Origin of the sequence: Salmonella sp. 2020_1459 (assembly GCF_043847915.1) — a bacterium.
Classification (GTDB): domain Bacteria; phylum Pseudomonadota; class Gammaproteobacteria; order Enterobacterales; family Enterobacteriaceae; genus Salmonella; species Salmonella enterica.
Genome location: NZ_JBCMFA010000001.1, coordinates 325,514 through 351,122 on the forward strand (window position 1 = coordinate 325,514; position 25,609 = coordinate 351,122).

General features: G+C 53.2%; 19 protein-coding genes. 7 read left to right on the plus strand and 12 right to left on the minus strand.

Going from position 1 to position 25,609, the window contains the following annotated elements; translation table 11 throughout:
• Positions 1-36 precede the first annotated feature (36 nt).
• The 3 genes from srfC to srfA are packed head-to-tail and all read right to left on the minus strand — an operon-like array spanning position 37 to position 6,489.
• Positions 37-2,181, minus strand: a complete 2,145-nt coding sequence (srfC, locus tag ACH0VJ_RS01705; RefSeq protein WP_000165620.1) for a virulence-associated effector SrfC — start codon at positions 2,179-2,181, stop codon at positions 37-39.
• Positions 2,178-5,159 (minus strand): virulence factor SrfB, encoded by a 2,982-nt coding sequence (locus ACH0VJ_RS01710; protein WP_000960837.1) that lies wholly within the window; start codon positions 5,157-5,159, stop codon positions 2,178-2,180. Before ACH0VJ_RS01710 ends, srfC begins: the two co-directional genes overlap by 4 nt.
• A gap of 4 nt (positions 5,160-5,163) precedes the next feature.
• Complete coding sequence (gene srfA, locus ACH0VJ_RS01715) at positions 5,164-6,489, minus strand: virulence-associated effector SrfA (protein ID WP_001129965.1); 1,326 nt, start codon at positions 6,487-6,489, stop codon at positions 5,164-5,166.
• A gap of 223 nt (positions 6,490-6,712) precedes the next feature.
• Between srfA and ACH0VJ_RS01720 the strand changes: the two genes are divergently transcribed.
• Positions 6,713-6,946: a YdcY family protein gene (locus tag ACH0VJ_RS01720; protein ID WP_000018718.1), complete on the plus strand. Its 234-nt coding sequence runs from the start codon at positions 6,713-6,715 to the stop codon at positions 6,944-6,946.
• Positions 6,947-6,950: 4 nt separating this feature from the next.
• Here the strand turns inward: ACH0VJ_RS01720 and ACH0VJ_RS01725 are convergent, their stop codons facing one another.
• Both ACH0VJ_RS01725 and mddA read right to left on the minus strand, forming a co-directional pair.
• Positions 6,951-7,400 carry a DMT family transporter gene (locus tag ACH0VJ_RS01725; RefSeq protein WP_001076571.1) on the minus strand — a complete coding sequence of 150 codons (450 nt, stop codon included), beginning with the start codon at positions 7,398-7,400 and terminating at the stop codon, positions 6,951-6,953.
• The gene (mddA, locus tag ACH0VJ_RS01730) at positions 7,400-7,915 is read right to left on the minus strand and encodes an L-methionine sulfoximine/L-methionine sulfone acetyltransferase (protein ID WP_000155373.1); all 516 of its coding nucleotides are present in this window, start codon (positions 7,913-7,915) and stop codon (positions 7,400-7,402) included. The genes ACH0VJ_RS01725 and mddA overlap by 1 nt, the downstream gene beginning before the upstream one ends.
• A 211-nt stretch (positions 7,916-8,126) precedes the next feature.
• Here mddA and ACH0VJ_RS01735 point away from each other — a divergent pair, with 211 nt between their 5' ends.
• The gene (locus ACH0VJ_RS01735; protein ID WP_001537345.1) at positions 8,127-9,164 is read left to right on the plus strand and encodes an NADP-dependent oxidoreductase; all 1,038 of its coding nucleotides are present in this window, start codon (positions 8,127-8,129) and stop codon (positions 9,162-9,164) included.
• 333 nt (positions 9,165-9,497) lie between these two features.
• On the plus strand, positions 9,498-10,163 hold the full coding sequence (gene mcbR, locus ACH0VJ_RS01740; protein WP_001119592.1) for a colanic acid/biofilm transcriptional regulator McbR: 666 nt from the start codon (positions 9,498-9,500) through the stop codon (positions 10,161-10,163).
• Positions 10,164-10,218: 55 nt separating this feature from the next.
• Here the strand turns inward: mcbR and pqqU are convergent, their stop codons facing one another.
• The gene (gene pqqU / locus ACH0VJ_RS01745; RefSeq protein WP_000692038.1) at positions 10,219-12,339 is read right to left on the minus strand and encodes a TonB-dependent receptor PqqU; all 2,121 of its coding nucleotides are present in this window, start codon (positions 12,337-12,339) and stop codon (positions 10,219-10,221) included.
• Positions 12,340-12,602: 263 nt separating this feature from the next.
• Here pqqU and ACH0VJ_RS01750 point away from each other — a divergent pair, with 263 nt between their 5' ends.
• Both ACH0VJ_RS01750 and ACH0VJ_RS01755 read left to right on the plus strand, forming a co-directional pair.
• Positions 12,603-13,664: a YncE family protein gene (locus ACH0VJ_RS01750; RefSeq protein WP_000550641.1), complete on the plus strand. Its 1,062-nt coding sequence runs from the start codon at positions 12,603-12,605 to the stop codon at positions 13,662-13,664.
• Positions 13,665-13,808: 144 nt separating this feature from the next.
• Positions 13,809-14,030, plus strand: a complete 222-nt coding sequence (locus ACH0VJ_RS01755) for a YgdI/YgdR family lipoprotein (RefSeq protein ID WP_000732362.1) — start codon at positions 13,809-13,811, stop codon at positions 14,028-14,030.
• Between the two features lie 76 nt (positions 14,031-14,106).
• Here the strand turns inward: ACH0VJ_RS01755 and ansP are convergent, their stop codons facing one another.
• On the minus strand, positions 14,107-15,600 hold the full coding sequence (gene ansP / locus ACH0VJ_RS01760; protein ID WP_000857112.1) for an L-asparagine permease: 1,494 nt from the start codon (positions 15,598-15,600) through the stop codon (positions 14,107-14,109).
• Positions 15,601-16,112: 512 nt separating this feature from the next.
• Here ansP and ACH0VJ_RS01765 point away from each other — a divergent pair.
• Positions 16,113-16,745: a hypothetical protein gene (locus ACH0VJ_RS01765; protein ID WP_001120854.1), complete on the plus strand. Its 633-nt coding sequence runs from the start codon at positions 16,113-16,115 to the stop codon at positions 16,743-16,745.
• A 283-nt stretch (positions 16,746-17,028) separates the two neighbouring features.
• Positions 17,029-17,874, plus strand: a complete 846-nt coding sequence (gene nhoA, locus ACH0VJ_RS01770) for an N-hydroxyarylamine O-acetyltransferase (RefSeq protein WP_000200329.1) — start codon at positions 17,029-17,031, stop codon at positions 17,872-17,874.
• A gap of 35 nt (positions 17,875-17,909) precedes the next feature.
• On the opposite strand, the gene ACH0VJ_RS01775 is transcribed toward nhoA, so the two are convergent.
• The 5 genes from ACH0VJ_RS01775 to ACH0VJ_RS01795 all read right to left on the minus strand — a co-directional run bounded on the left by ACH0VJ_RS01775 (position 17,910) and on the right by ACH0VJ_RS01795 (position 25,562).
• On the minus strand, positions 17,910-18,803 hold the full coding sequence (locus tag ACH0VJ_RS01775; protein WP_000804298.1) for a PhzF family isomerase: 894 nt from the start codon (positions 18,801-18,803) through the stop codon (positions 17,910-17,912).
• Positions 18,804-18,908: 105 nt separating this feature from the next.
• Positions 18,909-19,589, minus strand: a complete 681-nt coding sequence (gene narI / locus ACH0VJ_RS01780; RefSeq protein ID WP_000617106.1) for a respiratory nitrate reductase subunit gamma — start codon at positions 19,587-19,589, stop codon at positions 18,909-18,911.
• On the minus strand, positions 19,586-20,281 hold the full coding sequence (narW, locus tag ACH0VJ_RS01785; protein WP_001166291.1) for a nitrate reductase molybdenum cofactor assembly chaperone: 696 nt from the start codon (positions 20,279-20,281) through the stop codon (positions 19,586-19,588). Before narW ends, narI begins: the two co-directional genes overlap by 4 nt.
• Positions 20,281-21,825, minus strand: a complete 1,545-nt coding sequence (gene narH / locus ACH0VJ_RS01790) for a nitrate reductase subunit beta (RefSeq protein WP_079833524.1) — start codon at positions 21,823-21,825, stop codon at positions 20,281-20,283. The genes narW and narH overlap by 1 nt, the downstream gene beginning before the upstream one ends.
• The gene (locus ACH0VJ_RS01795; protein WP_031622134.1) at positions 21,822-25,562 is read right to left on the minus strand and encodes a nitrate reductase subunit alpha; all 3,741 of its coding nucleotides are present in this window, start codon (positions 25,560-25,562) and stop codon (positions 21,822-21,824) included. The genes narH and ACH0VJ_RS01795 overlap by 4 nt, the downstream gene beginning before the upstream one ends.
• Positions 25,563-25,609 lie beyond the last annotated feature (47 nt).

Sequence of the window (25,609 nt, forward strand, 5' to 3'; positions counted from 1 at the left end):
CCGATACAGGTTACCGGGCATGGTTTTTCCGCCAGGTCAGGCTATCAGGGCAATTAATTGCGCTCTGTCTACGTCGGTAACGTCCTGCGGATGCCGATATCCTGCGTTCTCATTGGCCAGGGTATACAGCGCAACAAGCCAGTCATAGACATAGCGGCTGGCGGCGTGAACGGGCTGTTCGTCAAGCTTTGTTAGACGCAACATTGTCGAACGCGGCGTTGCGGCGAAAATGGCTGCGCCTTTCTGAACGCGGCTGGCCGGGCGTTGGGCCTCCTCGATATTGGCGTAGCCGAGCCAGGCGATGAAGTTACCAATGATGGCATGAAGCTGCGCGCCGCTCACCTCCTCGCGCTGCATGGTTTTCTGTAACTGCTGAGGTAAACCGAGGCGATAGCTGGCGGTAATTAAAATCTCCGCCACGGCGTTGAGCATCTGCGGTTCCAGTCCCAGACGCTGCGCATTATCCCGGCAATGGGCCCACTGGCGCAGATGATTGATCCACATTTTGTGCGCCTGGTAGCCTGTTTCATGACCTTCTGACGCTGAAGCGCGCGTTGGTTCGTCGGCAAAGAGATCGATCGCGTCATTAAATAAACCGCTGACCTGTTCTTCTCGCGACTGTCGGGTGCGCAGCAACGCTTCGAAGTTCTGTACCGGCGGTAACAGCCCGGCCAGCAGGTCGCCATGTCTGGCGGCCTGGGCCTGAAGACGCCGGATCACGGTTTCAACCGGTAGCCGGGCGTCATCAAACATCGGTAACAGATCGCGCACGCGGCCTCGCAGTTGTGCGCGTAACGCCTGTAAGCGCGCCTGTCGCTGTGGTGCCGATGTCGCCTGCGATAACCACTCCACCAAACGCTGCATACTGTGTTTATCCAGCGCCTGCAACGTTCCCCAATGCACGCCAGGTTTACCCATCAACTGCTGGACGGCTTCATCCAGATTTTGCTGGGTGGCAAAACGGGCATCCTGTGGAGTAATAGCCCAGACGACGCCGGGTAACGCTGATTCATGCTGCGGCTGCGTGGCGTTAACCCACTCCAGTAAGTGACGGGCGGCAGTGGACGTTTGCGAGCGAGATGCCAGAGCATTGCAAATCACCAGAACATCGGGCTGTATCTGCTGACGGTAATGGGCCAGCATCCAGCCTAATTTCGCCCGCCATAACGGATGAGGATGACTGTCTGGCGCGACCGGAATATCCAGTAAATCAACGTTATCCAGTACGCTGTTTTCAACGCTTAGCACCAGTTCGCGGGTAAGCAGCGCCAGAGAATCAAGCGAAAGGCTGACCGCATTGAGCAGTCGGCCTTCCTTAACCGGATGCACCACCACATCGCTTTGCGTATCGCTGGCGGTTAGCGCCATTTGCGTCAGGAAGTTTTCCGCCGGTAAGCCAAAATGATCGACCAGCAGGCTGAGCGGCGCCGCCAGTTCCCCGGCATGGCCGGTTTGTTGCAACATATGCGCCAGCGCCAGCCATTGCTGGGTGATCTCCGGCTGCTCTCCCCACAGTAATGCCCAGGCGTGCGCCCGTGTCGTGAGATCCAGTGCAGGCAAGAGCGAGGCAAAGTGTTGCCATGTCGCATCATCAATATGTTGTCTGGCGGACGGCAGGCAAGAGCGCCAGAAACTCGCGATGGTCGCTACCTCTTCAGCGGTAACGCCGGGGACGGGCTGCGGTTGGCGAAGCGATTGCCATTTCTCCAGGCGTGATGTGATAATGGATTTTTCGACCTGGCGACAAACGGGGGACGCGCTGGTCCAGGCAATAAAGATCTGCACCAGTTCGGCTTCACTGATCAAGCGCAGGCGCAACGGCCAGCCGTTCTCGTTTGAAAAAATGTCGCGCGTAAAGCGAATAGCCATATTCGCTGGCGCATGACCCGGATTGATGTGGCTGAAATAATCATAGTCACGGTCCGGCGTGATAATTTCCAGCTTGCCATTCTCGTTACCGCATAGCGTCGTTAACAGATGCGCTTTTGCGGATTGCGCATACCCGTACAGACCAACGCAGCCATGTGACGCGCAGGCGGCGTTGAGCGCTGACTCATCCGCCGCGGCAAGCGTAAGTTGCGCCAGCAGAGCGTCGGCTTCGTCATCCAGTCGCGTTGCGTAACGGCGCGTGTTGTTAACCCACTCGATAACAGCCTGGGTGGCGTTTAACGGTTTTGTCATTTCAGGTATACACTCCCGCTATCTATCCAGTAGTGGCTGCCGCTGTGGCGGCGGTCAGCCAGCGTATTCAATTTTAATGTCAGCGCATCGGCGGCGACCGGCGTCCCGTCCTGGAGCCAGGCATCACTTAATATGAACGATTCCGGGGCGCTATCTTTGCTACTGCCGCGTAATTTCAGTCGCACATTCAGTACGCCGTCGCCAGCGATGGTTTTCGCCAGTTCGGCGGAATTAATGCTCAGGCAATAGAGTGGGGTTGCCGGCCAGCGACTGTTCGCCAGTTGACGAAAGCCCAACGTCACGTTGCCGCGTAGCGGAAAATGCAGGCGTGCGTCCAGCGTTGCGCCGGGTTTATCCAAATCGATCTCGTGATACCAGATATTTTCATCGCGAAGGGTATTAACGGTATTATCCAGTACGCCGAGATAACGCACAGTCGAATACGCGCCGATATCAGCCGCTTTAAAATTGAAACGCGGCAGACGTAAGTCCAGCGCCAGGCTGCATAACATCGCACCCACCGCAGCAGTGGATTTTGGATTACCGATACGCCCTTGTTGACTGAAGGGATACCATTCATGTACCTGATACTTATCCATCCACACAATGCGATTAACCGGCACCGGTTGTAAGTGCCGGATGAGCGCCTGTACGCCGGGTAAGCAGGTCGGTCTCCCCGTCACCAGCAAGATATCGCAGTGATAGTGGGATATCGCTTCGCAGACCGCATGAAGCGGCGTTGTCAGCGTAAACTGGCCGGCCAGCAGCGCCTCCTGAAGCTGGCTAAACTGGATTTGCAACGGCACATTGAATATATCAAATGTCGGCGAACCAGACGGTAAGGCATGATCGATCGCCTGCTGGATATAGTTCATCACGTTGCTCGTTGGGCGGCGGATCAGCAGATCGCCAAATGTCGCATGTAAACCGGCAAACGGATCGTTAATGTCGCTTTGCTCCCAGGCGGAAAGTACCGCATGGCCCAGCGGCATAAATAATTGCAGCGCCGTTTGCTGGCGCAAAATGGCCTGAGTATCAATTCGTCCCGAATCGCCAAATAAGGTCGCCAGCAGGGCGGCGGCATCCGTAACGCCTGCCCGTTGCAACGCCGTTTGCAGGGAAGGGAGTACACAGCGCTGAATGATATCCAATAGCAGATCGTCCCCGGCGACTTTAAAACCTTCGCGAAACAGGAGATGAGGCGTAATTTTTACATTGGCCCCCACGCCGTCATCTAACTGATAGTGAACGATCGCCATATCCGTCGTGCCGCCGCCGATATCAATCGATGCCACGCGCAACGCGCGTCCGGGGACGACTCCGGGTTCAGGCTGGCGATCCGGTCTGGCGAGTGCATTAAAAAAGGATTCGGTACGCCCGGCGTAATGCGAAATGGCTTCGTTATAAAGCCATACCAGTTGGCCGCAACTTGCTTCGTCCCATTCCATCTGTATTTCTGGTACCGGCACCACGCTTTTTTCACGCTGCTTAGGCGTGGTGAAATCCTCATCCTGCGGATGCCAGCCCATGGCTTTCCAGACCAGCGCCAGCGCTTCAAACATTCGCTGGCGGAAAATTTCTCGCTCCTGTTTCGGCATGGCGGAAGGCAGCGTTAAAATCAGGGTGCGTAGCTGGCGCGGCGAGGCGGGAAAGCCGAGCCGCAGCCGGGTGGCGACGCTGTTAATTTGCCCCAGCGCCTGAGCCAGAATTTCGCACAACATATGTGTCATCAAGGTGCTACGGCTGTATTGCGGCGAAAAAACCGGTAGCCTTTCTTCATGCGGCAGGCGGAATAACGGCTGTCCGTCGTCGTTCATCAGATTCATCAGCGGAAACGCGGTGGCAAGCGGTTCGCGCTGCGTTTTACCGTGGATCTGGCTAAAACGCCAGTCCTGCAAGGCGGGGGTTTCATCCCACAGGTAGCGGCGCGGGCTGGAGATACCGCTGCTGCCTTCGGTGCCCACACGCTGCATAGCAAGGGCGCGAGCCTCGTCGCCCACACGCACAATGGAAGGCCAGACAAAGGCGTCGTCTCGTCCGCTTTCGACAGAAAAGTGTTGCTTGCCAAAGCGTGCTTCCGAGAATTCTACCCGGCTGGTAAATAAAGGATCGTTCAGATACTGCGGCTCGCTTAAAGAACGCACCTGAAGCTCTGCCGTCTGGCGTAAGCCGTCATTCGCGTCGCCATGATCCTCGATCAAGACGCCGCAGGTATGCGTATTGCCGACATCCAGAATCAGATCGACCGGGATTGCGGGCGTGCTTAACGTATGTGTCACAAACTTCACTTCCGGCACCGTAAGCTGTTCGCCTAACAGCGTCAGTAAATTCAACCAGTGCGCCTGATACTCAAAGCTACGCAGCGCTTGTTGTATGGCCTGTTCCGGACGGTTTTCCACCTGTGAGGCATACTGAAGAAACGACTCGCGCAGCCAGCCGTCAATCCATGTCTGGTCAAGAAAATCGGCAACTTCTTCATCGCGCCAGGCGAGCGCAAAACGTGTGCCATTGAGCAGATCGTTTTCGCAAGGCGCCAACGCCGCAGGCATATTTTTGGCCAGTTGACTGTCGAAGGCGAGGGTGATGCGGTGTGTGTTTCCGACGCTATCTGGCTCGCTGAGTTTACGTACCTGAATGCGCGCCCAGTTATCCGGCCCGTCAATAAAGGTACGCGGCGGATTAAAACGCAGGAACGGCAGGGGGAGCCAGATTCCGTCGAGTACATCCAGAGAATAGTGCAGCGTCTGAGTGCTTTCCGGTTTCACGACTTCGGGTTGGCCGCCAGCACGTCCAGGCAACGTGTAGCGCCCGCTGGTCAGATCAAAATCGAGGCGCAGTAGCGGGCCGTTTGCCGTTTTGCGCACAAAACGTCCGTAGTGGGCCGACTCTTGCGGCGTTAAGCCAAAATCAAGAAACTGGACGCCGCTGTTTGCAATGAGCGTGACGCTCTGTTTGTAATCACACAGATTGACCAACATAAAATCAGGCACCTATCTTTTTAAACGTCAACGGAATTGCCGCGTGATCGCCATAACGGGCGGTACAGGTTGCGACGTCATTGACGCCTGCTTTACAGGTAATTTCCGGCATCGGATAACGTGAGCCGTCGGTGCAGCGCGCATTGCCGCGACTTTTAATCATCAGCTCGCCCGTTTGATGCAGACCAGAGAAAATTTCCGCCCGACAAACCACGTTATCGCCATGTACTACGCGCGCGATACCTTTGTTATTTTGGATCTGATAACGCAGAGAGGGCGGCTTGCCGGTAATCGGATCTTTGACATCCACGCTGACCCGCCAGCTACCGTTTAAAAAGCGCGTGGTTCCAAGCTTCATCTGCGTACTGTCCATCACCAGCGCGTCTTTGGGGATAGCGGCAATGATAACAGGCGCTTCCGGCAGCGGCGCCGCTTTGGGGGCGGGCGTCACCTCAGCGCGATGCAGCGGCAAATGCGCGGTGAGTTCAGGCAATGGGGTAACGTCGGTTTTCGCGGTAGCGACAGGCGCGGCGCGAACAGGAGAGGCCCCGTCAACGGATGAAGATGGCCAGAAAAAAGGCGTGGCGACGGCGGCGATAACCACGGCAGCGACAGGTAAGCTCCACAGCGGTAGACGGCGAGCTCTTTTCGCCTCAGCAACCGGGATGGGTGTGGCCGGCTTCGGCTCGCTAACGATAACGGGTGGCGCAACAGGTTCCTCCGGCATTTTCGGCGGCTCAATGACAGACGTTAACAAAGGTTCATCCGCCTGACTAAACGCCGCCTCTACCAGCGGCTTTTCTTCGGGCTCCGGCTCCGGCTCGACCAGAGGGATGTCGGGGATTGCCTCGGTTATCCGCAGGCAGTCCAGCACATCATTGCGTGTATTTTCGTTGAGATTAACGAATCCCCAGAAGGTTATAACCGGTTTGCCGTTAACCAGGAAAACATGATTTTCGCCGGGAAATTGCGTCGCTTTCTCAAGTAGCGAACCAAATAGCTGAAGCGCTGTTTTACCGGATTGCAGACTTTTGCGACTGAGTGCAGCCGCGCTTTCAAAAGTGCTGGCTAAATAACGTAAAGCCCGAGAACGTGTCTCTTCGTCAGCCGCTTTCCACGCTATCGCCTGACCTTCAATCGGCGAATACCAGTCAACCCGATCGCCATTATCGTTAAGTTGCGGAATCGCCAGACAGTCAACCATCGCCTGCTGTTTACGCAGACGAAGCGTTTCGCGAATTTGCAATGCTGATTCAAATACGGCCTGACCGCCGCCACCCACGGCCTGATAATCATCCAGATTGCCGCTGCGCAAGAGAGATTTTGCCACGTTGTTATCCCTTAGACTTCTTCACGCGTCTACTTTACGGGGTCTATACGCAAGCAAACGGCGGAAGAAAGGCAAAAAGGCGCGAATTCTCGGTCTATTAAGCCCCGTGTTTTCACTTGACGTAAGTTAAATCAGGGGGGCGGCGGCGAATTACCGCATCGGGCGACAATAACGCGTATAATAGGCGAATCATGCTGTTACAGAATAAAGAGTAGGAGAGCTTATGTCGCACCTGGAGGAAGTGAGCGCTCGCGTGGATGCCGCCATCGCGGAGAGCGTAATTGCCCATATGAATGAATTGCTGATTGCCTTGAGCGATGACGCTGAATTACGTCGCGAAGATCGTTATGCGCAGCAGCAGCGCTTACGCACGGCTATCGCGCATCACGGCAGGCAATATCAAGAAGATCGGGACGCGCGCCGCGAACAGCTCACAAAAGGCGGCACGATCCTGTAACCCATTAAAACTGGCGCTTCGCAATCAGCCATGCGCCAATGACCAGCAACAGCGCGCCAAACGCCGGCCCGACCATTGCGCGTAACGTGACGCCGTGGCTACGCGCGATATCCAGCGCCAGTCCGCCGATTAACTGGCTGGCGACCAGTACCGCGATAGTCGTCGCGGCGCCAACGTTCTGATACCCGCTAATGCTGGCAAATACAAAAAATGACCCCAGCAGACCGGGGATCAATGTCCACCAGCGAACGCTGGCGACCAGCTCGCCGAAGCCCGTAGCGCCTTGCTTAAACCACAATATCGTCACAAATAAAACGATCCCTACCAGCGAGTTCAACAGCATAGCGATCAGAATCGTCGATGATGTCTGCGTAATACGCACCATAATACTGTTCTGTACCACCAGCCCGACGCCGGCGGCGATCAAAAAGATAAGCGTCAGCGACTGGTTCATCAGCAGGCGTCCGGCGCGGCGTGTTCATCAAGCTGGAGCTGCATAAACGTAAGATCTAACCAACGGCCAAATTTTACGCCGACCTGCGGCATTTGCGCGGTAACGGTAAATCCCAGCGAATGATGCAGGCGTATCGAGGCGGCATTCTGTGACTCAATACCGGCCACCATCACATGCTTGCCGCAGCGTCGGGCTTCGTCGATCAGTCTGCTGAGCAGTTTTCGCCCCAGTCCTTTCCCCTGGTGCGCCGGATGAACATAAACCGAGTGCTCGACGGTATAGCGAAAACCGTCGAAACTGCGCCAGTCGCCAAATGATGCATAGCCAGTCACCACGCCATTTTCTTCGCTTACCAGCACCGGATAGCCCAGTAATTGACGGGCCTCATACCAGGCAAGGCGATTATCCGTATCGACCGTCCGATCGTTCCAGATGGCCGCAGTATGTAATACCGCATGGTTATAGATTTCGGTAATCGCGGCGCAGTCTGCTTTATCGGCAAAGCGAATCGTCATAGGGAACCCCAGGGAATGTTTACGATAGTGTTAGAAATACTATTGAAGGCGGCATAAATCAACGAATTAGCGCAAGAATTCATATTTAGCGAGAGGGGAAAGAAAGTCGTTCACAAAAGCGCACAGCCTGATATCTGAGAGTGTTTAACTCCCTCAGAAAGCTAATGTTCGACTATTATTGATGGATTATGCCAGGCATGAGGAGAATAGAATGAAGCAACAGACCAACCGAAATCGTCGTTGGGTTTTGGCCTCGCGTCCCCACGGCGCGCCGCAGATGGATAACTTCCGCCTCGAAGAAGATGACATCGCGACGCCCGGTGAAGGGCAGGTGCTATTGCGTACCGTTTTTTTATCACTCGACCCTTATATGCGTGGCCGCATGAGCGATGAACCCTCTTATGCGCCGCCTGTTGAACCTGACTGCGTTATGGTTGGCGGTACGGTCAGTCGCGTTGTCGCGTCAAACCATCCTGATTACCGACCAGACGAATGGGTGTTGAGTTACAATGGTTGGCAGGATTATGACATTTCAGATGGCGAAGGGTTGGTAAAGCTGGGTGATAATCCGCAACATCCTTCCTGGTCGCTGGGTATTTTAGGAATGCCGGGGTTTACCGCCTATATGGGGTTACTGGATATCGGCCAGCCGAAAGAGGGCGAAACGCTGGTTGTCGCCGCCGCCACCGGCCCCGTAGGCGCAACGGTTGGGCAAATTGGCAAGCTGAAGGGCTGCCGGGTCGTGGGTATTGCTGGCGGCGCGGAAAAATGCCGTCATGCGACAGACGTTTTGGGATTTGATCTGTGCCTTGATCATCACGCTGATAATTTCCCACAACAGCTTGCGCAGGCCTGCCCGCAGGGTATCGATATCTATTATGAGAATGTCGGTGGTAAAGTCTTTGACGCCGTCTTACCGCTACTGAATACGTCGGCGCGGATTCCGCTCTGCGGTCTGGTCAGCGGCTACAATGCGACAGCGTTGCCGGACGGTCCAGACAGACTGCCTCTGCTGATGGCAACATTACTTAAAAAGCGTATTCGCCTGCAAGGTTTTATCATCAACCAGGACTATGGTCACCGGATACATGAGTTTCAGCAAGAAATGGGGCGTTGGATCAAAGAAGGGAAAATACATTACCGGGAGCAGATTACTGATGGGCTGGAAAATGCGCCAGAAGCGTTTATGGGGCTGCTGGCGGGGAAGAACTTTGGCAAAGTCGTGATACGTTTAGCGGACGATGCGTAAAGAAAAAATGGCGGCATTATGTCGCCATAAAAATGTGCAAATTTTAAAATTCCGGCTTTACTTATATTCATCATTCAGATCGCGGTGGGGCAGCTTATCTCCCTCAGCGGCCTGAACCGGTCAAAAATCTCGATACATGAAGGAATGACGGAGATAAAACGGTTGCCATAAAGAAACCTGTATTGTTGTAAAAGATGAGAATATCACGCAAGTAAATTATCACTTTTATTTATTTGGCCGTTCAGGCCTGGATTATCTTTTTTACAATTAAGTTCCGAAACTTCTTCGGGACTCGATTGCGATGTTGTTCTGCCAAGAGGTGAAGGAAGGAAAATGCCGGGTACGGAAAAAACACAACATATAAGCCTGACCACACAGGTTGAAAATCGGTTAAAGCATCAATTGTCTATTGGCGCATTAAAACCAGGCGCAAGGCTTATCACTAAAAATATCGCTCAAGAGTTAGGCGTCAGTATTACGCCGGTGCGTGAGGCCCTGTTAAGGCTGGTCTCTTCCAGTGCTTTGGCGGTGGCGCCAGCACAGGCGTTTATGGTGCCGGAGATCTCGCTGGAAAGTTTGCTGGAAATTAATACGATTCGTACTGCCCTGGAGGAGATGGCGGTGGTCGCCGCTGCGGGTAAGATTACCCCGGATCGCGAGCAGACGCTGAATGCGCTATTAGATGAATTTCAACAGGCGCTGGAAAGTGGCGTTATGGAGAAAATTCTTTTGGCCAACCGCGCATTCCGCTTTGAGATCTACCACTACGCGGATATGCCAACGCTGTATGCCATGATCGAGCAATTATGGGTACGCCTGGGGCCAAGCCTGCATTTTTTATATGATAATTTTAAACTTGATGATTATCAAAATGGCGTTAATCTGTACAGAAAATTGCTTAATGCGTTAGTGACTGGTGATAAAGAAGCCAGTCGCCACTGCCTACAGAACGTTTTGCAACAAAACGTAGCGACGATTAAAAATCAGTATTTCATGTAACCTTCATGTAACTATGGCTTATCAATAGCGGGGATTCCCCGCTATTGCCGGATATTTATTCAAATCGCCATGTCAGATTAATCCCCACGCCATAGTTACGCCCTGGCGCTGGCTCATAATATCGGCCATTAGATTCATTAACGATCACCGAACCGATATATTCTTTATCAAATAGATTATCTACCCGCCCAAAAATATCGACGGTAAGCTGGCTGTAATTAAATTTATACCCTGTATTTAGTCCAACAACGGTATACGAAGGCGCTTTGGCGGTATTTTCATCATTGGCCATGATATCGCCCATATACCGAACATCTGTTCCGGCGTACCACCCCTCATCCGGGATAAAACCTAATGAGGCGAATCCCATATTACGGGCGATGCCGGGCATTCGGTTTCCATCACAGTTTTGCCCCTGACAAACGTTACTGCGATAGGTCGCATCCAGCCAGGTCCATGATGCTTTCACCCGCCAGTCGCCGGCGAAGCGCTGGTCCAACGCGAGTTCTGCGCCCTGGCGGCGAGTTTTGCCCGCGTTTTTGTAGGTAGTGCGTCCTCCCATACTACTGGCGACGACAATTTCATCATCGGTATCGGTTTGAAATAACGCGGCGGTCAACAAGCCGTTGCCAATCCGCGTTTTACTGCCGACTTCCACCGTATCATTGGTCGACGGTTTGAGGTCAAAGTTGAACCCGCTTTGGCCGTCAGCGCGATAAGAAAGCTCATTGATTGTGGGAGTTTCAAATCCGCGACCGGCAGCAAGATAGAGATTCCAGGCGTCAGTTAACGCATATTTTAGCGATCCGGCGGGTAGCCAGTGGTGATAGCTGGCGTCGCCGCTGTCATCGCCATTGCCGGGCGCGATATAGTGATCGTTAGAATCGAACCACACGGAACTGTAGCGCACGCCAGCATCCAGCGAGAGTTTTTGCGTAAGCTGCCACTGGGTTTGCAGATAAGGATCGACATTCCACATCAGGTTACGCTCATCCCGCCGTAAATCGCCTTTATGCCCAAACTCAGGGGTGCCGTTGTTGAGGCGGAAGTTATTGTAACCCTTGCGGTTTTCGCTCATGTTTTCATAGTTTACTCCGCCAGTGAAGGTGACCGGCACACCTAATTCTCCCCGGTGAGTCCAGCGGGAATCAATGCCCTGATAGTGGCGTTGCAGTGTAATTACGCCGCCAGCCTGGGCTGGTTTTAGCTGTGCCACCAGGGGAATAGACTGGTATTGCGTGGTTTCCCGCTCTCCGGCGTAGGCCATCACGCTGATATCATCCTGCGCGCTGAGCTGACGTTCATAACGCAATCCTGCCTGAGTTTGTTTGATGGTTTTACGCGTATTGTACTGTTCAGCGCGCGGCGCCTGTTGCGGATCGGCTTTCCATTCAGATTCGGTAAGTCCGCCGGGATCGTCCGCCTTAATGTCCACACTATTAAAAATCAGCGAGAGTTTACTGACATCGTCAAGGCGCACGCCCAGTTTGGCATTAGCCAGATTTTTTCGCGCGCCGCTGTGATCGCGGTAGCCGTGGGTGGTGAAACGGGTAGTCGATACCGTGTAATCCACGTCGCCTGGCTGTGTGCCGTCACCCATCGCGCCCGTGGCTTTTAGCCCATAGCGCCAGCTTCCATAACTGCCGTAGTAGCTGCTGGCCTCAAGGGTTGGCGGCTGTCTCCCGGTTTCGGTGGTGACATTTATTACGCCGCCGGAAGCATTGCCGTATAGTGCTGAGAAGGGGCCGCGTAACACTTCAACGTCTTGTATGCTGTTAATATCAATATTCGAAATTTGGCCTTGTCCATCCGGCATGGTGGCGGGAATGCCATCAACATACAGACGAATGCCGCGCACGCCAAAGGCGGAACGCGAGCCAAATCCACGGATAGAGATTTGCAGATCCTGCGCGTAGTTCTGCCGGTTCTGCACCTGCAATCCCGGGACGCTGGTTAAAGACTCAGATAAATTGACGCGCGGCGTCGCCAGACGCATGTCTTCTCCCTCAATGACGCTAACGGCGGCAGGTGTATCCAGTTCGGATACGGTTTGCGGCGTTGCGGTGACTATCATGGTTTGTTCATTGGGCGCGCTGGCGGCCTGAAGGACCGGGGAGAAGGTCAGAGGCAATAAGAGGGCGGGATAAAGTCGCTGTCTAACGGAAATAATTTTCATGAAAATGCCGGATAAATGTAAGCGTATCAACGGAAAACGTGACATTAAGGGTAGTCAATATGTAAAGTTTTGAAATTTTAATCGCACATTAAGTTAAGAAAATGTGCGGTATTTAAGAGCCATGACATTCGCAGGCGAGGAAAAGCTCCACTTTCTGATAAATAATGATTATTATTCTCAACTTATAATAAGTGCGGAACGAAGATCCCGCGCAGCGAAGTAGTGTGAAGCAGCTATACACGTTTTTATCAAAGGGAGTCGTCATGCACTTACGTCATCTTTTTTCGCCGCGCCTGCGTGGTTCTTTATTGTTAGGTTCGCTCCTCGTCGCATCCTCATTTAGCACGCTGGCGGCGGAAGACATGCTGCGTAAAGCGGTAGGCAAAGGCGCTTATGAGATGGCCTGGAGTCAGCAAGAAAACGCGCTCTGGCTGGCTACATCGCAAAGCCGTAAACTGGATAAAGGCGGCGTAGTTTATCGTCTCGACCCGGTGACGCTGGAAATCACGCAAGCGATTCATAACGATCTCAAGCCGTTCGGCGCCACCATCAATGCCGCGACCCAAACGCTGTGGTTTGGCAATACCATTAACAGCGCTGTTACCGCGATTGATGCCAAAACGGGTGATGTAAAAGGTCGTCTGGTACTTGATGCGCGCAAACGTACTGAAGAGGTTCGTCCGTTACAGCCCCGTGAGCTGGTTGCCGATGCGTCTACCAACACGATCTACATTAGCGGTGTTGGTAAAGAGAGTGCTATTTGGGTAGTGGATGGCGAAACCATCAAACTGAAAACGACGATCGAAAATACCGGCAAAATGAGTACGGGTCTGGCGCTCGACAGTAAAGCGCAACGCCTGTACACCACCAATGCGGATGGCGAATTTATCACTATCGATACCGCCAGCAATAAAATTCTCAGTCGTAAGAAGTTGCTGGATGACGGTAAAGAACACTTCTTTATTAACCTGAGTCTCGATACCGCAGGTCATCGCGCGTTTATCACCGACTCGAAGGCGACTGAGGTTCTGGTTGTCGATACCCGTAATGGCAATATTCTTGCCAAAATCGCGGCGCCTGCTTCTTTGGCCGTCCTGTTTAACCCGACACGTAACGAGGCGTATGTGACGCACCGTCAGGCAGGGCAGGTCAGCGTGATCGATGCGAAGACCTATAACGTTGTTAAAACGTTCGATACGCCGACGTACCCGAATAGTCTGGCGCTATCGGCAGACGGTAAAACGCTCTACGTCAGCGTGAAGCAGAAATCGACACGTGAACAGGAAGCGACGCAGCCGGATGATGTTATTCGCATTGCTCTGTAAATAGGGTATGGAGGGGGAAACCCCTCCAGTCATCTCTTTAAACGCACCGATACGCCTCGTTACATCCCGCCGATAGCCTGATGATTCTGTGAGAATTACACTACCTTTTTGCTGTAGTTAACTCATTATATTCACGGGGAAAATATGAAAAAGTTATTTATATGCTCAGGTTTGGGCATGATGTTTTTTATGCTTGCGGGTTGTACAACCAACTATGTGATGACGACGAAGAATGGGCAAACGATCGTAACTCAGGGTAAGCCGCAGTTAGATAAAGAGACGGGGATGACCAGTTATACCGATCAGGAAGGCAACCAGCGGGAAATTAACAGCAATGATGTGGCGCAGTTGATTAAGGCTGACTAAGCATTGGGCGCGATGCGGTGTTGGCGGTAACGCGCATTAAACCCGGCAGGCCTGGGGCTGCCGGGGAAGGGGAATGTTATGTCGCTGCTTCTTCTTTCAATACGACACTCTCTGTCGAATCCGCCGTCACTGGCGCAGTTCGATGGATCTCCGCCACGCGACGTCGCACGCCAAACCAGCCGGCAACCAGCAGAATGGCGATCAGCGGCAACGAGGCGATAGTGTAAGTTCCATTCGGGTAGTCAAACGCCATGAGTACCAGCACGCTTAGTAAAAACAGCAGCGTTAGCCAGGAGGTAAAAGGCGCGCCGGGCAGTTTAAAACTGACGTCTGCGGCTTTGCCTTCTTTTATCGCCTGGCGTAAACGCATCTGGCACACCATGATAAACGCCCACGACGCGATAATGCCGAGCGAGGCAAAATTAAGAACGATCTCAAACACGCGGGAGGGGACCAGGTAATTCAGGAACACGCCGACCACGTAAACCACCAGAGTCGCCAGAATACCCGCATAGGGCACATGCTGACGGCTCATTTTCGCCATGAATTTCGGCGCGGAACCCCCCATCGACATTGAACGTAAAATTCTCCCCGTACAGTAAAGCCCGGAGTTCAGGCTGGAAAGCGCGGCGGTTAACACCACGATATTCATAATACTGCCGATATAAGGCACGCCAAGTTTAGAAAAGAAGGTGACAAACGGACTTTGCCCCGCCTGGTAGGCGTTCCACGGCAGCAGCAAAACCAGCAATACGACCGATCCTACATAGAAAAGACCAATACGCCAGATCACGCTATTGATGGCTTTTGGCACCATCGTCTGTGGATCTTTGCACTCCCCAGCGGCGGTACCGACCAGTTCAATCGAAGCAAAAGCGAACACCACGCCCTGAATCAGTACCAGCGCGGGCAACAGGCCGTGCGGGAAAAAGCCGCCATTATCTGTAATCAGGTGAAAACCGGTGGCATTACCCTCAAGCGGTTGACCGGTACCGAGAAAAATCGTGCCTACCACCAGGAAGATAACAATGGCGAGTACTTTTATCAGCGCGAACCAGAACTCCATTTCGGCAAACCATTTTACGCCGATCATGTTCATGGTACCGACAATGGTTAACGCGCCGAGCGCGAACACCCATTGCGGAACGTCGCCAAATGCGCCCCAGTAGTGCATATATAACGCCACTGCGGTGATATCGACGATCCCGGTCATCGCCCAGTTAATAAAGTACATCCAGCCTGCGACGTAGGCCGCTTTTTCACCCAAAAATTCACGGGCGTAGGAGACGAAACTCCCGCTGGAAGGACGGTGCAATACCAGTTCGCCCAGCGCGCGTAAAATGAAAAAAGAAAAAATGCCGCATATCAGATAGACCAGCGCCAGTGCCGGTCCGGCCATTTGCAATCGGGCGCCTGCACCTAAAAATAAACCGGTGCCAATCGCGCCGCCGATAGCAATCATCTGAACCTGACGATTCCCCATCGCTTTGTGATACCCCTCTTCATGGGCGTTCAGCCAGCGTCGTTTCGCCGCATGTTGTTCTGCGGCGTGCGTAGTCTGTGTTTTCATTACGTTACCTGTTATAGCCTGTCCTGACAGAAAAATTCCTTATGCCGCGACGGGCGCTCACCAATCGATTGCCTGCAATGGCGAATGCCGCTTTTCCCTGATTCTGTGACAGGGATAAAACCGCCGGCGGAGCATCCTACCTGCAATTGTTAAATGACGCAAAACATACGGAAAGAACAAAATGAGGATGTCGAGTTTATTTGTGTGGTCAGATGTGGTGCGGCGTGGTCACGATTCAGCCAGATAAGACGCCAGCACAAATCTTCAGTGATTGCGTTGCGCAATAATTAACCAGTGCTAATCACTGGTGGGATTTATGGTCATATATATAACCTCGAACGGTAAACTACCTGACGATATTGAAGCAGCATAAGATAAGGCCGTTGCGCCTGTTATTCTCCTTTTCTCCTGAAAATGTATGCCTTTGAGCAATTTTGTTGATTGACATATCGTCATAATGAGGGAGGAGTAGGACATATAAAGCTATTGAGCAAAATTTGAAGGAGCAGGATATGCCACATACATCAGTTTCTACCTATGCCAGAGCTTTATCAGGAAATAAGCTACCTCATGTTGCAGCAGGAGATTATGAAAATAAATTATCAACAAAAATCATGAAAGGCATCTTGTGGGTGCTTACCGCAGGACTGGCCTACGGATTTACGCGAGTAATTGAACATTATTGCAATGTTACGCCTAAAGTTGAGGAGTTCTGTGCTAATGCAGGGCATATCCATAATCACCTTGCTGATGCTGTGTGTGATGGGCTGTATACTATAGATGTCGAGCTTCCTGATGGTCGGAGGTTAACATTCGAACAACTCTCGCTGATGGCTGGACGTGAGCCAATCGTCAGGATATCGGATGGCAAGCATACCGTTGAGGTTGAGGGGTCCTTTGAAGAGATTTGTATGAGACTGGAAGAGGGCTTTTTTGAGGCGCCAGCGTACTATAATTATAGTATTGATAAAGACCATAAAACCGTTAGAGAACGAATAGCAGCATATAATGCCTTACCTCAGGCATTAGGCGCCATTCCGAGTTTAGAACATTATATCGCTCGGGCCAGCAACATGCAGGAGGCGGAAGCACAACGGGCGGCCGACATAAAAGAGCGTTACCGTAACTATTTGGACACTTATTAAAAAGCGTTTATGTTTAGCCAGTTTTGTTAGAAATCAGACTCGCTGAGCTGGCGTTAAAAATTTTAACACGCCGCTATTTTGGCGGCGTGTTACAAAGAGATTCTCAGAACCCGATTTCCGTTTGTACGCCAAAATTCCACGTACCTCCGGCGCGACAGTCGGCCTGTCTTATTTTTTTCAAAAGTATCCAACGCTATTCCACGGATAGGGTATCCTGTTGCGCAGCGATATCCGCCTCAGCCTGTGTGCCGAACGCAAGCATTAATGTTAATGGAAGCCTCAGATGACCTCTTTTTTACATGCTTATTTTACGCGATTACATTGTCAGCCGTTGGGGGTTCCTACGGTTGAAGCGCTCAGAACGCTTCACTTAGCGCACAACTGCGCGATTCCTTTTGAAAATCTGGATGTGCTACTGCCTCGTGAAATACAGCTCGATGAGACGGCATTAGAGGAGAAACTGCTTTATGCCCGACGCGGTGGATACTGTTTTGAACTGAATGGCCTGTTTGAACGCGCGTTACGCGACATCGGTTTTAACGTCCGAAGCTTATTGGGGCGGGTCATTCTGTCTCATCCCGCCAGTTTACCGCCGCGCACGCACCGTTTGCTGCTGGTTGATGTTGAGGATGAGCAGTGGATCGCTGACGTGGGGTTTGGCGGCCAAACGCTAACCGCGCCGCTTCGTCTGCAGGCTGAAATTGCTCAGCAAACGCCGCATGGCGAATACCGCCTGATGCAGGAGGGGAGCACATGGATTTTACAATTCCGCCACCATGAGCACTGGCAGTCGATGTACTGTTTTGATCTGGGGGTGCAGCAGCAGAGCGATCATGTAATGGGCAATTTCTGGTCGGCTCACTGGCCGCAATCCCATTTTCGTCATCATTTGTTGATGTGCCGCCATTTGCCTGATGGCGGCAAGCTGACATTAACGAATTTCCACTTTACGCGTTACCACCAGGGACATGCCGTTGAACAGGTCAATGTACCGGATGTACCGTCGTTGTATCAGTTACTTCAGCAGCAGTTTGGTCTCGGCGTAAATGATGTAAAGCACGGTTTTACCGAGGCGGAGCTGGCCGCGGTAATGGCTGCATTTGATACCCATCCGGAGGCGGGAAAATAATTTTTTGCCGCGAGGATTTGCGGGCCTGACAAAGATTAAAAAGTAATGGCCCATTCGGCATGAAACAGAATGACCGCCTGGCCGGAGATGGTGACGTTTTCCGGCTGGTTATCGCGAATGGTGACGGTAACATCAACAGTACCCTCTTTGCCTAAAGCGCGCCCCTGATGGCCTTGAATCTGCAGCGTTTTACCGTCATGCGCCATCAGACCATGATGGACGAGCCATGCACCCATCGGGCCATTGGCGTTTCCCGTTACCGGATCTTCCACAATCCCTATCGCCGGGGAAAACATTCGCCCATCGGTTTCGTTTTTTCCCGGACGAATCTGGAAAGGAAAAAAGCCGTTACAGCCAATTTGCTGGCTGATTGCCGTCAGGGCTGCCAGATTAGGAGAAAGGGCATCAATATCAACGTCTGGTTTGAGCAGGATCATCACTTTTGCATGTCCTGTTGAAGCCACCTGAATTGGCGCTCCCGGCACGATATCATCTTCAGTCAGGTTCAGTGCGGTGATGATGGCAGCCCGAATCTCTCCGACTAGCGGTGGTTCAAAAGAGGGCTGACCTTGTTCCAGCGTGATGCGATAGTCGTTGTGTTCGGCATGAATTTCAACGCGATGACGGCCCGCTAACGAGGTTTGCCAGACGGTGGTGTTTCCCAACCCCAGTACCGTTGCCCGAACATAATGCGCGGCCACGGTGGCATGACCACAGATGGGGACTTCTACTGTCGGTGTAAAGTAGCGTATGCGCACATCACTTTCTTCGCTTTTTAGCAAAAAGGCGGTTTCCGAGTGACGAAGTTCACGGGCAATCAGCTGCATCTGTGCGTCGCTTAGCGTATCCGCATGTAAGACAACGCCAGCAGAGTTGCCGCGAAAAGGTTCGCTGGTGAAGGCGTCAACATGGTAAATCTGCGGTTTCATTGATGTTCTCCTTTGGCTGAAGAATCATCATAGCCTGTGCGTTGCCGAATGACGACGCCCAGGCGTTTTTCTTTGCCCGGTAAGCGTACCCCCGGGCAAAGAGAATTAGCGGCGGGTACGAACAATCTGGTAGCGACGGGTGAAATACTCAAACGGCGCGCTCCAGACATGAACCAGACGGGTGAACGGGAAGAGCAGGAAAATAGTCATTCCCAGCACCAGATGAACGCGGAAAACAAACGCCACACCGCTCAGCATTTCCGAAGACCCGCCGCGGAAGGTGACAATACTTTGCGCCCAGCCCACCAACTTCATCATTTCGCTGCCATCCGGATATTGCGCCGAAAACGGAATGGTGCTCAGGCCAAGCAGGCACTGAATCAGCAAAATGCTCATGATGATAATATCAGGTGTAGTGGATGTCGCCCGCACACGCTGATTGGTCAGACGACGCCACAGCAATCCCGCGCCGCCGATCAACGTTAATACGCCGCACACGCCGCCGAGGATCATCGCCATCTGCTGTTTTACCGCAATCGGCAGGAACCAGGCATACATCCAGTGTGGCGTCAGCATCCCGAACAGATGGCCAAAAAAGATCCCCAGAATGCCAATATGGAACAGATTCGACCATATCACCATCCCACGCTTATCCAGCATCTGGCTGGACGACGCGCGCCAGGTATATTGTCCGTAGTCATAGCGCAGCCAACTGCCGAGGAAGAATACCGTGGCGCAAATATAGGGGTAGATGTCGTAAAAAAAGACGTTCAGGTACTGTATCATTTCGGGCCTCCCGCGCTGACGTCGACGTACTGCGGCGCCGCGTCCTGGCTAAAGCGTCGTTGATAATGGTGTAACGGTGAACTGTCACAGGTCGTGGCGTTATCTTCGATAAACTTCACCTGTTCTTCTTCCCAGACGGCATCCAGTGCCTGACGGGTATCATCCCGCGACTCCTGAATAATTTGCTTGGTGACACTGTCACTTGTAAGCGTACTGCCCGCCAGCGTCAGCAGGGCGTCAAACAGTTGATACCACGGCGCTCCTCGCTGTTTCAGACGACCGCCCAGCAGCGCCAGAATAGGGGCAATATTCTGTAATCCCTCGCGAGCTTCCGCTTCCGGCAACACGCTTAAGTACTCCAGATAGAGCGGCAGGTGATCCGGCAGTTCGCGGCAGTTGAGCTGGAGGCCCACGGTTTCATACTGGCTTAACAAATTGACCATCGCCTGGCCGCGATCGCGGGACTCCGCATGAACATGCTCGAATAACAGCAATGAAGTGGCGCGCCCTCGGTCAAACACTTCACACCATTCTGCTTGTTTATCCAGTAACGGCGCATAAAGCAGCTCGCGAGTGAAGTTGGCCAGCATTGGCGCATCGTGTTGGATTAGGGCAAGCGCTTCATCCCGACATTCCCACAACTCGTCGTCCGGATACTCCATCAACAGGCCAATCGCTTTGAGGATTTGCATTATTCCCCCTCCGCTTTATCACGTACTTCGGTGATATTGATGGCATCAATACGGCTACTGTTGAACAGGTTGAATTTGGTATCCGAGCCGTGACAACCGTCGCCAAAAGTAAAGCCGCAGCCGTTGCGCTCCGGAAAGGCATCGCGCGCCATTTCCCGGTGGCTGGTGGGAATGACAAAACGATCTTCATAATTGGCAATCGCCAGGTAGCGATACATCTCTTCAACCTGTTGTACGCTCAGACCGACTTCGTCAATCGCGCGGGTATCCGTCACGCCTTCAACCGTCTGCGAGCGCATGTAGTGGCGCATCGCCATCATCCGCTTTAGAGCCCGAATGACCGGACCGGTATCGCCCGCGCTGAGCATATTGGCCAGGTACTGGACCGGAATACGCAGCGTCTCCACCGCCGGCAGAATATTGCCATTGTGCGGTAACCCGCCCGCGTCGGCGTATGACTGGATGGGCGACAGCGGCGGTACGTACCAGACCATCGGCAGGGTACGATATTCCGGGTGCAGCGGAAGCGCCAGCTTCCAGTCCATCGCCATTTTGTACACCGGCGACCGTTGGGCGGCGTCGATGACGTTTTGCGGGATGCCTTGTTTAAGCGCCTCTTCGATGACCGCCGGATCGTGCGGATTGAGAAACACATCGCACTGACGTTCATACAAATCTGTCTCGTGTTCGGTACTGGCCGCTTCTTCAATCCTGTCGGCGTCGTAGAGCAGAACGCCAAGATAACGAATGCGCCCGACGCAGGTTTCCGAGCAAACGGTCGGCTGGCCGGATTCAATACGCGGATAGCAAAATATGCATTTCTCAGACTTGCCGCTTTTCCAGTTAAAGTAGATTTTTTTGTACGGGCAGCCGCTGATACACAAACGCCAGCCCCGGCATTTATCCTGGTCGATTAGCACGATGCCGTCTTCTTCACGCTTATAAATAGCGCCACTTGGGCAGGTGGCGACACAACTGGGGTTGAGGCAGTGTTCGCACAGGCGCGGCAGGTACATCATGAAGGTGTTTTCGAACTGACCGTACATCTCCTTTTGTATGTTGTCGAAGTTGCGGTCGCGGGCGCGTTTTTCAAACTCGCCGCCGAGCGGCTCTTCCCAGTTTGGCCCCCAGATCACCTTGTCCATCCGTTTTCCGTCGATCAGTGAACGCGGACGGGCAGTGGGCTGATGCTTACTCTCCGGCGCATTATGTAAATGCTGATAATCGAAGGTAAAGGGTTCATAGTAATCATCGATTTGCGGAATCACCGGGTTGGCGAAAATTTTGCTAATTACCCCCATTTTGCCGCCCAGACGGGGCCTTATCTTGCCATTAACATCACGAACCCAACCGCCTTGCCACTCCTGCTGGTCTTCCCAGTTTTTGGGATAGCCGATACCCGGTTTAGTTTCGACGTTATTGAACCATGCGTATTCCATCCCTTCACGTCCGGTCCAGACGTTTTTACAGGTGACGGAGCAGGTGTGACAGCCAATACATTTATCGAGATTCAGTACCATCCCAACCTGTGAGCGTATTTTCATTTTTTCGCCTCCTGTACCTGATCCCGGCCCTCATCATCCAGCCAGTTAATGTTTTTCATCTTCCTGATCATGATGAATTCATCGCGATTCGAACCCACGGTTCCGTAATAGTTGAAGCCGTAAGCCAGTTGCGCATAGCCGCCGATCATATGCGTCGGTTTTGGACAGACCCGGGTCACGGAGTTATGGATCCCGCCGCGCATCCCGGTGACTTCCGAACCCGGAATGTTCATAATCCGCTCCTGGGCGTGGTACATCATGGTCATACCCGGCGGGACGCGCTGGCTGACCACCGCACGAGCGGTAAGGGCGCCATTAGCGTTGAAGGCTTCAATCCAGTCGTTATCTTCAATACCCAGTTCACGGGCATCGGCTTCGCTGATCCAGACAATCGGCCCGCCGCGCGACAAGGTCAGCATCAGCAGGTTTTCGCTGTAGGTGGAGTGAATTCCCCATTTCTGGTGCGGCGTCAGGAAGTTAAGCGCTTTTTCCGGAAAACCGTTGGGCGGAATTTCTCGCATTTCGCTGACGCTGCGGGTATCAATCGGCGGACGATATGCCACCAGGCTTTCGCCAAAAGCGCGCATCCACGCATGATCCTGATAGAGTTGTTGCCGCCCCGACAACGTGCGCCACGGGATCAGTTCATGTACGTTGGTATAGCCGGCGTTATAAGAGACATGCTCGCTTTCCAGCCCTGACCAGGTCGGGCTGGAGATAATTTTGCGCGGTTGCGCCTGGATATCACGAAAGCGAATTTTCTCATCTTCTTTATTGATGGCCAGATGGGTGTGCTCGCGCCCGGTCATCTCGCCCAACGCCTGCCAGGCTTTCACCGCCACCTGGCCGTTGGTTTCCGGCGCTAAGGCAAGAATCACTTCCGAAGCATCCAGCGCGGTGTCTATTCGCGGACGTCCTTTCGCCGGACCATCGTGTTTGGTGTAATTGAGCTTACCGAGGAAATCGACTTCATCTTGCGTATTCCAGGCAATACCCTTACCGCCGTTGCCTAATTTATCCAGCAGGGGACCCAGCGAGGTAAACCGTTCATAGATGGCCGGATAATCGCGTTCAATCACGACGATATTGGGGGCGGTTTTGCCCGGAATAAGTTCGCACTCGCCTTTACGCCAGTCGAGAATATCAAATGGCTGCGCCAGTTCCGCCGGGGAATCATGCTGGAGCGGGTGTAACACCACATCGGTTTCCTGTCCGAGATGTCCGACACACACCTCAGAAAAGACGCTGGCGATACCTTTGTAGATCTCCCAGTCGCTTTTGGATTCCCAGGCAGGATCGACCGCGGCGGAAAGGGGGTGGATAAACGGATGCATATCCGAGGTATTCATATCGTCTTTTTCATACCAGGTGGCGGTCGGCAAAACGATATCGGAAAACAGACAGGTACTGGACATACGGAAATCAAGCGTGACCAACAGATCGAGCTTGCCCTCAATCGCGGCGGACTGCCATTCCACCTCTTCAGGCTTAATTCCTTCGCTGGAACCCAGCGCTTCGCCCTGGATACCGCTGTCGGTGCCCAGCAGATATTTGAGCATGTACTCATGACCTTTCCCGGAGGAGCCGAGCAGGTTAGAGCGCCAGACAAATAAATTTCGCGGGTGATTATGACCACTGTCAGGCTGTTCGCAGGCAAAACGGATAGCGCCTGATTTCAATGCCTGCACGGTATAATCCGCCGCAGACAGCCCGACTTTATCGGCGCTCGCTTTCACGCTGAGCGGGTTAAGATTAAGCTGCGGCGCCGAGGGTAGCCAGCCCATACGTTCCGCGCGCACGTTGAAATCGATCAGGTGTCCGGAAAATTTAGCCGGATCGGCCAACGGCGACAGCAACTCTTGCGCAGTCAGTTTTTCATAGCGCCACTGGCTGGCATGGTTGTAGAAAAACGAGGTACTGTTCATCTGACGCGGCGGGCGATTCCAGTCCAGCGCGAAGGCCAGCGGCAGCCAGCCGGTTTGCGGCCGCAGCTTCTCCTGGCCGACATAGTGCGCCCAGCCGCCGCCAGTTTGTCCAACACAGCCGCAGAACACCAGCATGTTAATCATCCCACGGTAATTCATATCCATGTGATACCAGTGATTCACTCCCGCGCCGAGGATGATCATCGAACGACCGTGAGTTTTATGGGCGGTCTCGGCAAATTCACGTGCAATAGTTTCGATATGTCGACGCGGCACGCCGGTAATCTGTTCGCCCCAGGCCGGCGTGTAGGCTTTTACGTCGTTATAATTATTGGCGCTATGGCAGTCATCCAGACCACGATCCAGCCCATAATTAGCCAGCACCAGATCGTAAACGCTGACGACCATCCGCTCGCTACCGTCCGCCAGATCCAGGCATTTCACCGGTAACTGACGTACCAGCACCGGTTCCTGCCGTACGCTGCGAAAATGTGGGTTTTCGTTACCGCCAAAATAGGGGAAGGCGACACCCGCCACGTCATCATGCTGACCGAGTAAAGAGAGCGACAGTTCAGTTTCGACGCCCGCCGCCACCGGTTCCAGGTTCCATTTTCCCTTTTCGCCCCAGCGAAAACCGATAGAACCGTTGGGCGCGACCAGTTCGCCCGTACTGTTGAGCGCGACGGTTTTCCATTCCGGATTATTGGCTTCTCCCAGTCCATCCACCAGATCCGACGCGCGCATCATACGCCCCGGTACATAACTGCCGTCTGCGCGCTCATCCAACAGGACCAGCATTGGCATGTCGGTATAACGGCGGCAATAGTTAAGGAAATAGTCGCTGGGATTATCGAGATGAAACTCTTTTAAAATAACGTGACCCATGGCCATCGCCAGCGCGCTGTCGGTACCTTGCTTTGGCGCCAGCCACTGATCGCACAGTTTAGCGACTTCGGAATAGTCCGGGGTGATGGCGATCGTCTTAGTGCCTTTGTAGCGCACTTCAGTAAAGAAGTGGGCGTCCGGGGTACGCGTCTGCGGCACGTTAGAGCCCCAGGCAATAATGTAGGCTGAGTTATACCAGTCGGCGGACTCCGGCACATCAGTCTGCTCGCCCCAGGTCATTGGCGACGCGGGCGGAAGATCGCAATACCAGTCATAGAAGCTCAGACAAGTACCGCCAAGCAATGACAGATAACGTGTTCCGGCGGCGTAAGAAACCATCGACATCGCCGGAATAGGTGAAAACCCCGCCACACGATCCGGACCATAGGTTTTGATTGTCCAGACGTTAGCGGCGGCAATGAGCTGATTCAGCTCTTTCCAGTTCGAACGAATAAAGCCGCCATGTCCGCGCACCTGTTTGTAACTTTGGCATTTTTGCGGGTCGTTCATTATAGATTCCCATGCCAGCACCGGATCGCTGTGCCGGGAAAGAGCCTCGCGCCACAGTTCTATCAGCCGCTTACGCACCAGAGGGTATTTCAGACGATTGGCGCTATAGAGATACCAGGAGTAGCTGGCGCCGCGCGGGCAGCCGCGCGGTTCATGGTTCGGTAAATCGGGACGCGTGCGCGGGTAGTCGGTTTGCTGGGTTTCCCACGTCACCAGACCGTTTTTGACATAAATTTTCCAGCTACAGGAGCCCGTGCAGTTGACGCCGTGGGTTGAGCGCACGATCTTATCAAACTGCCAGCGCTGGCGATAACTGTCTTCCCAGTCGCGGTTGGTATACATCACCTGACCATGGCCGTCGGCAAAGGTATCGCCTTTTTGTTTAAAGTAACGAAAGCGATCCAACAGTTTACTCATGACATTTCTCCTGCTTCGATAAATTTTCCACCATCCTGTCTATTTGG

Bases quoted from the DNA above. Each gene is read 5' to 3' on its own strand.
- mcbR (WP_001119592.1), top strand. From the start codon at position 9,498: ATGCCGGGTACGGAAAAAACACAACATATAAGCCTGACCACACAGGTT.
- ACH0VJ_RS01725 (WP_001076571.1), bottom strand. From the start codon at position 7,400: ATGAACCAGTCGCTGACGCTTATCTTTTTGATCGCCGCCGGCGTCGGG.
- ACH0VJ_RS01795 (WP_031622134.1), bottom strand. From the start codon at position 25,562: ATGAGTAAACTGTTGGATCGCTTTCGTTACTTTAAACAAAAAGGCGAT.
- srfC (WP_000165620.1), bottom strand. From the start codon at position 2,181: ATGACAAAACCGTTAAACGCCACCCAGGCTGTTATCGAGTGGGTTAAC.
- nhoA (WP_000200329.1), top strand. From the start codon at position 17,029: ATGACCTCTTTTTTACATGCTTATTTTACGCGATTACATTGTCAGCCG.
- ACH0VJ_RS01775 (WP_000804298.1), bottom strand. From the start codon at position 18,803: ATGAAACCGCAGATTTACCATGTTGACGCCTTCACCAGCGAACCTTTT.
- narH (WP_079833524.1), bottom strand. From the start codon at position 21,825: ATGAAAATACGCTCACAGGTTGGGATGGTACTGAATCTCGATAAATGT.
- ACH0VJ_RS01750 (WP_000550641.1), top strand. From the start codon at position 12,603: ATGCACTTACGTCATCTTTTTTCGCCGCGCCTGCGTGGTTCTTTATTG.
- narW (WP_001166291.1), bottom strand. From the start codon at position 20,281: ATGCAAATCCTCAAAGCGATTGGCCTGTTGATGGAGTATCCGGACGAC.
- ACH0VJ_RS01720 (WP_000018718.1), top strand. From the start codon at position 6,713: ATGTCGCACCTGGAGGAAGTGAGCGCTCGCGTGGATGCCGCCATCGCG.
- ACH0VJ_RS01765 (WP_001120854.1), top strand. From the start codon at position 16,113: ATGCCACATACATCAGTTTCTACCTATGCCAGAGCTTTATCAGGAAAT.
- ACH0VJ_RS01735 (WP_001537345.1), top strand. From the start codon at position 8,127: ATGAAGCAACAGACCAACCGAAATCGTCGTTGGGTTTTGGCCTCGCGT.
- ACH0VJ_RS01755 (WP_000732362.1), top strand. From the start codon at position 13,809: ATGAAAAAGTTATTTATATGCTCAGGTTTGGGCATGATGTTTTTTATG.
- ansP (WP_000857112.1), bottom strand. From the start codon at position 15,600: ATGAAAACACAGACTACGCACGCCGCAGAACAACATGCGGCGAAACGA.
- mddA (WP_000155373.1), bottom strand. From the start codon at position 7,915: ATGACGATTCGCTTTGCCGATAAAGCAGACTGCGCCGCGATTACCGAA.
- narI (WP_000617106.1), bottom strand. From the start codon at position 19,589: ATGATACAGTACCTGAACGTCTTTTTTTACGACATCTACCCCTATATT.
- pqqU (WP_000692038.1), bottom strand. From the start codon at position 12,339: ATGAAAATTATTTCCGTTAGACAGCGACTTTATCCCGCCCTCTTATTG.
- ACH0VJ_RS01710 (WP_000960837.1), bottom strand. From the start codon at position 5,159: ATGTTGGTCAATCTGTGTGATTACAAACAGAGCGTCACGCTCATTGCA.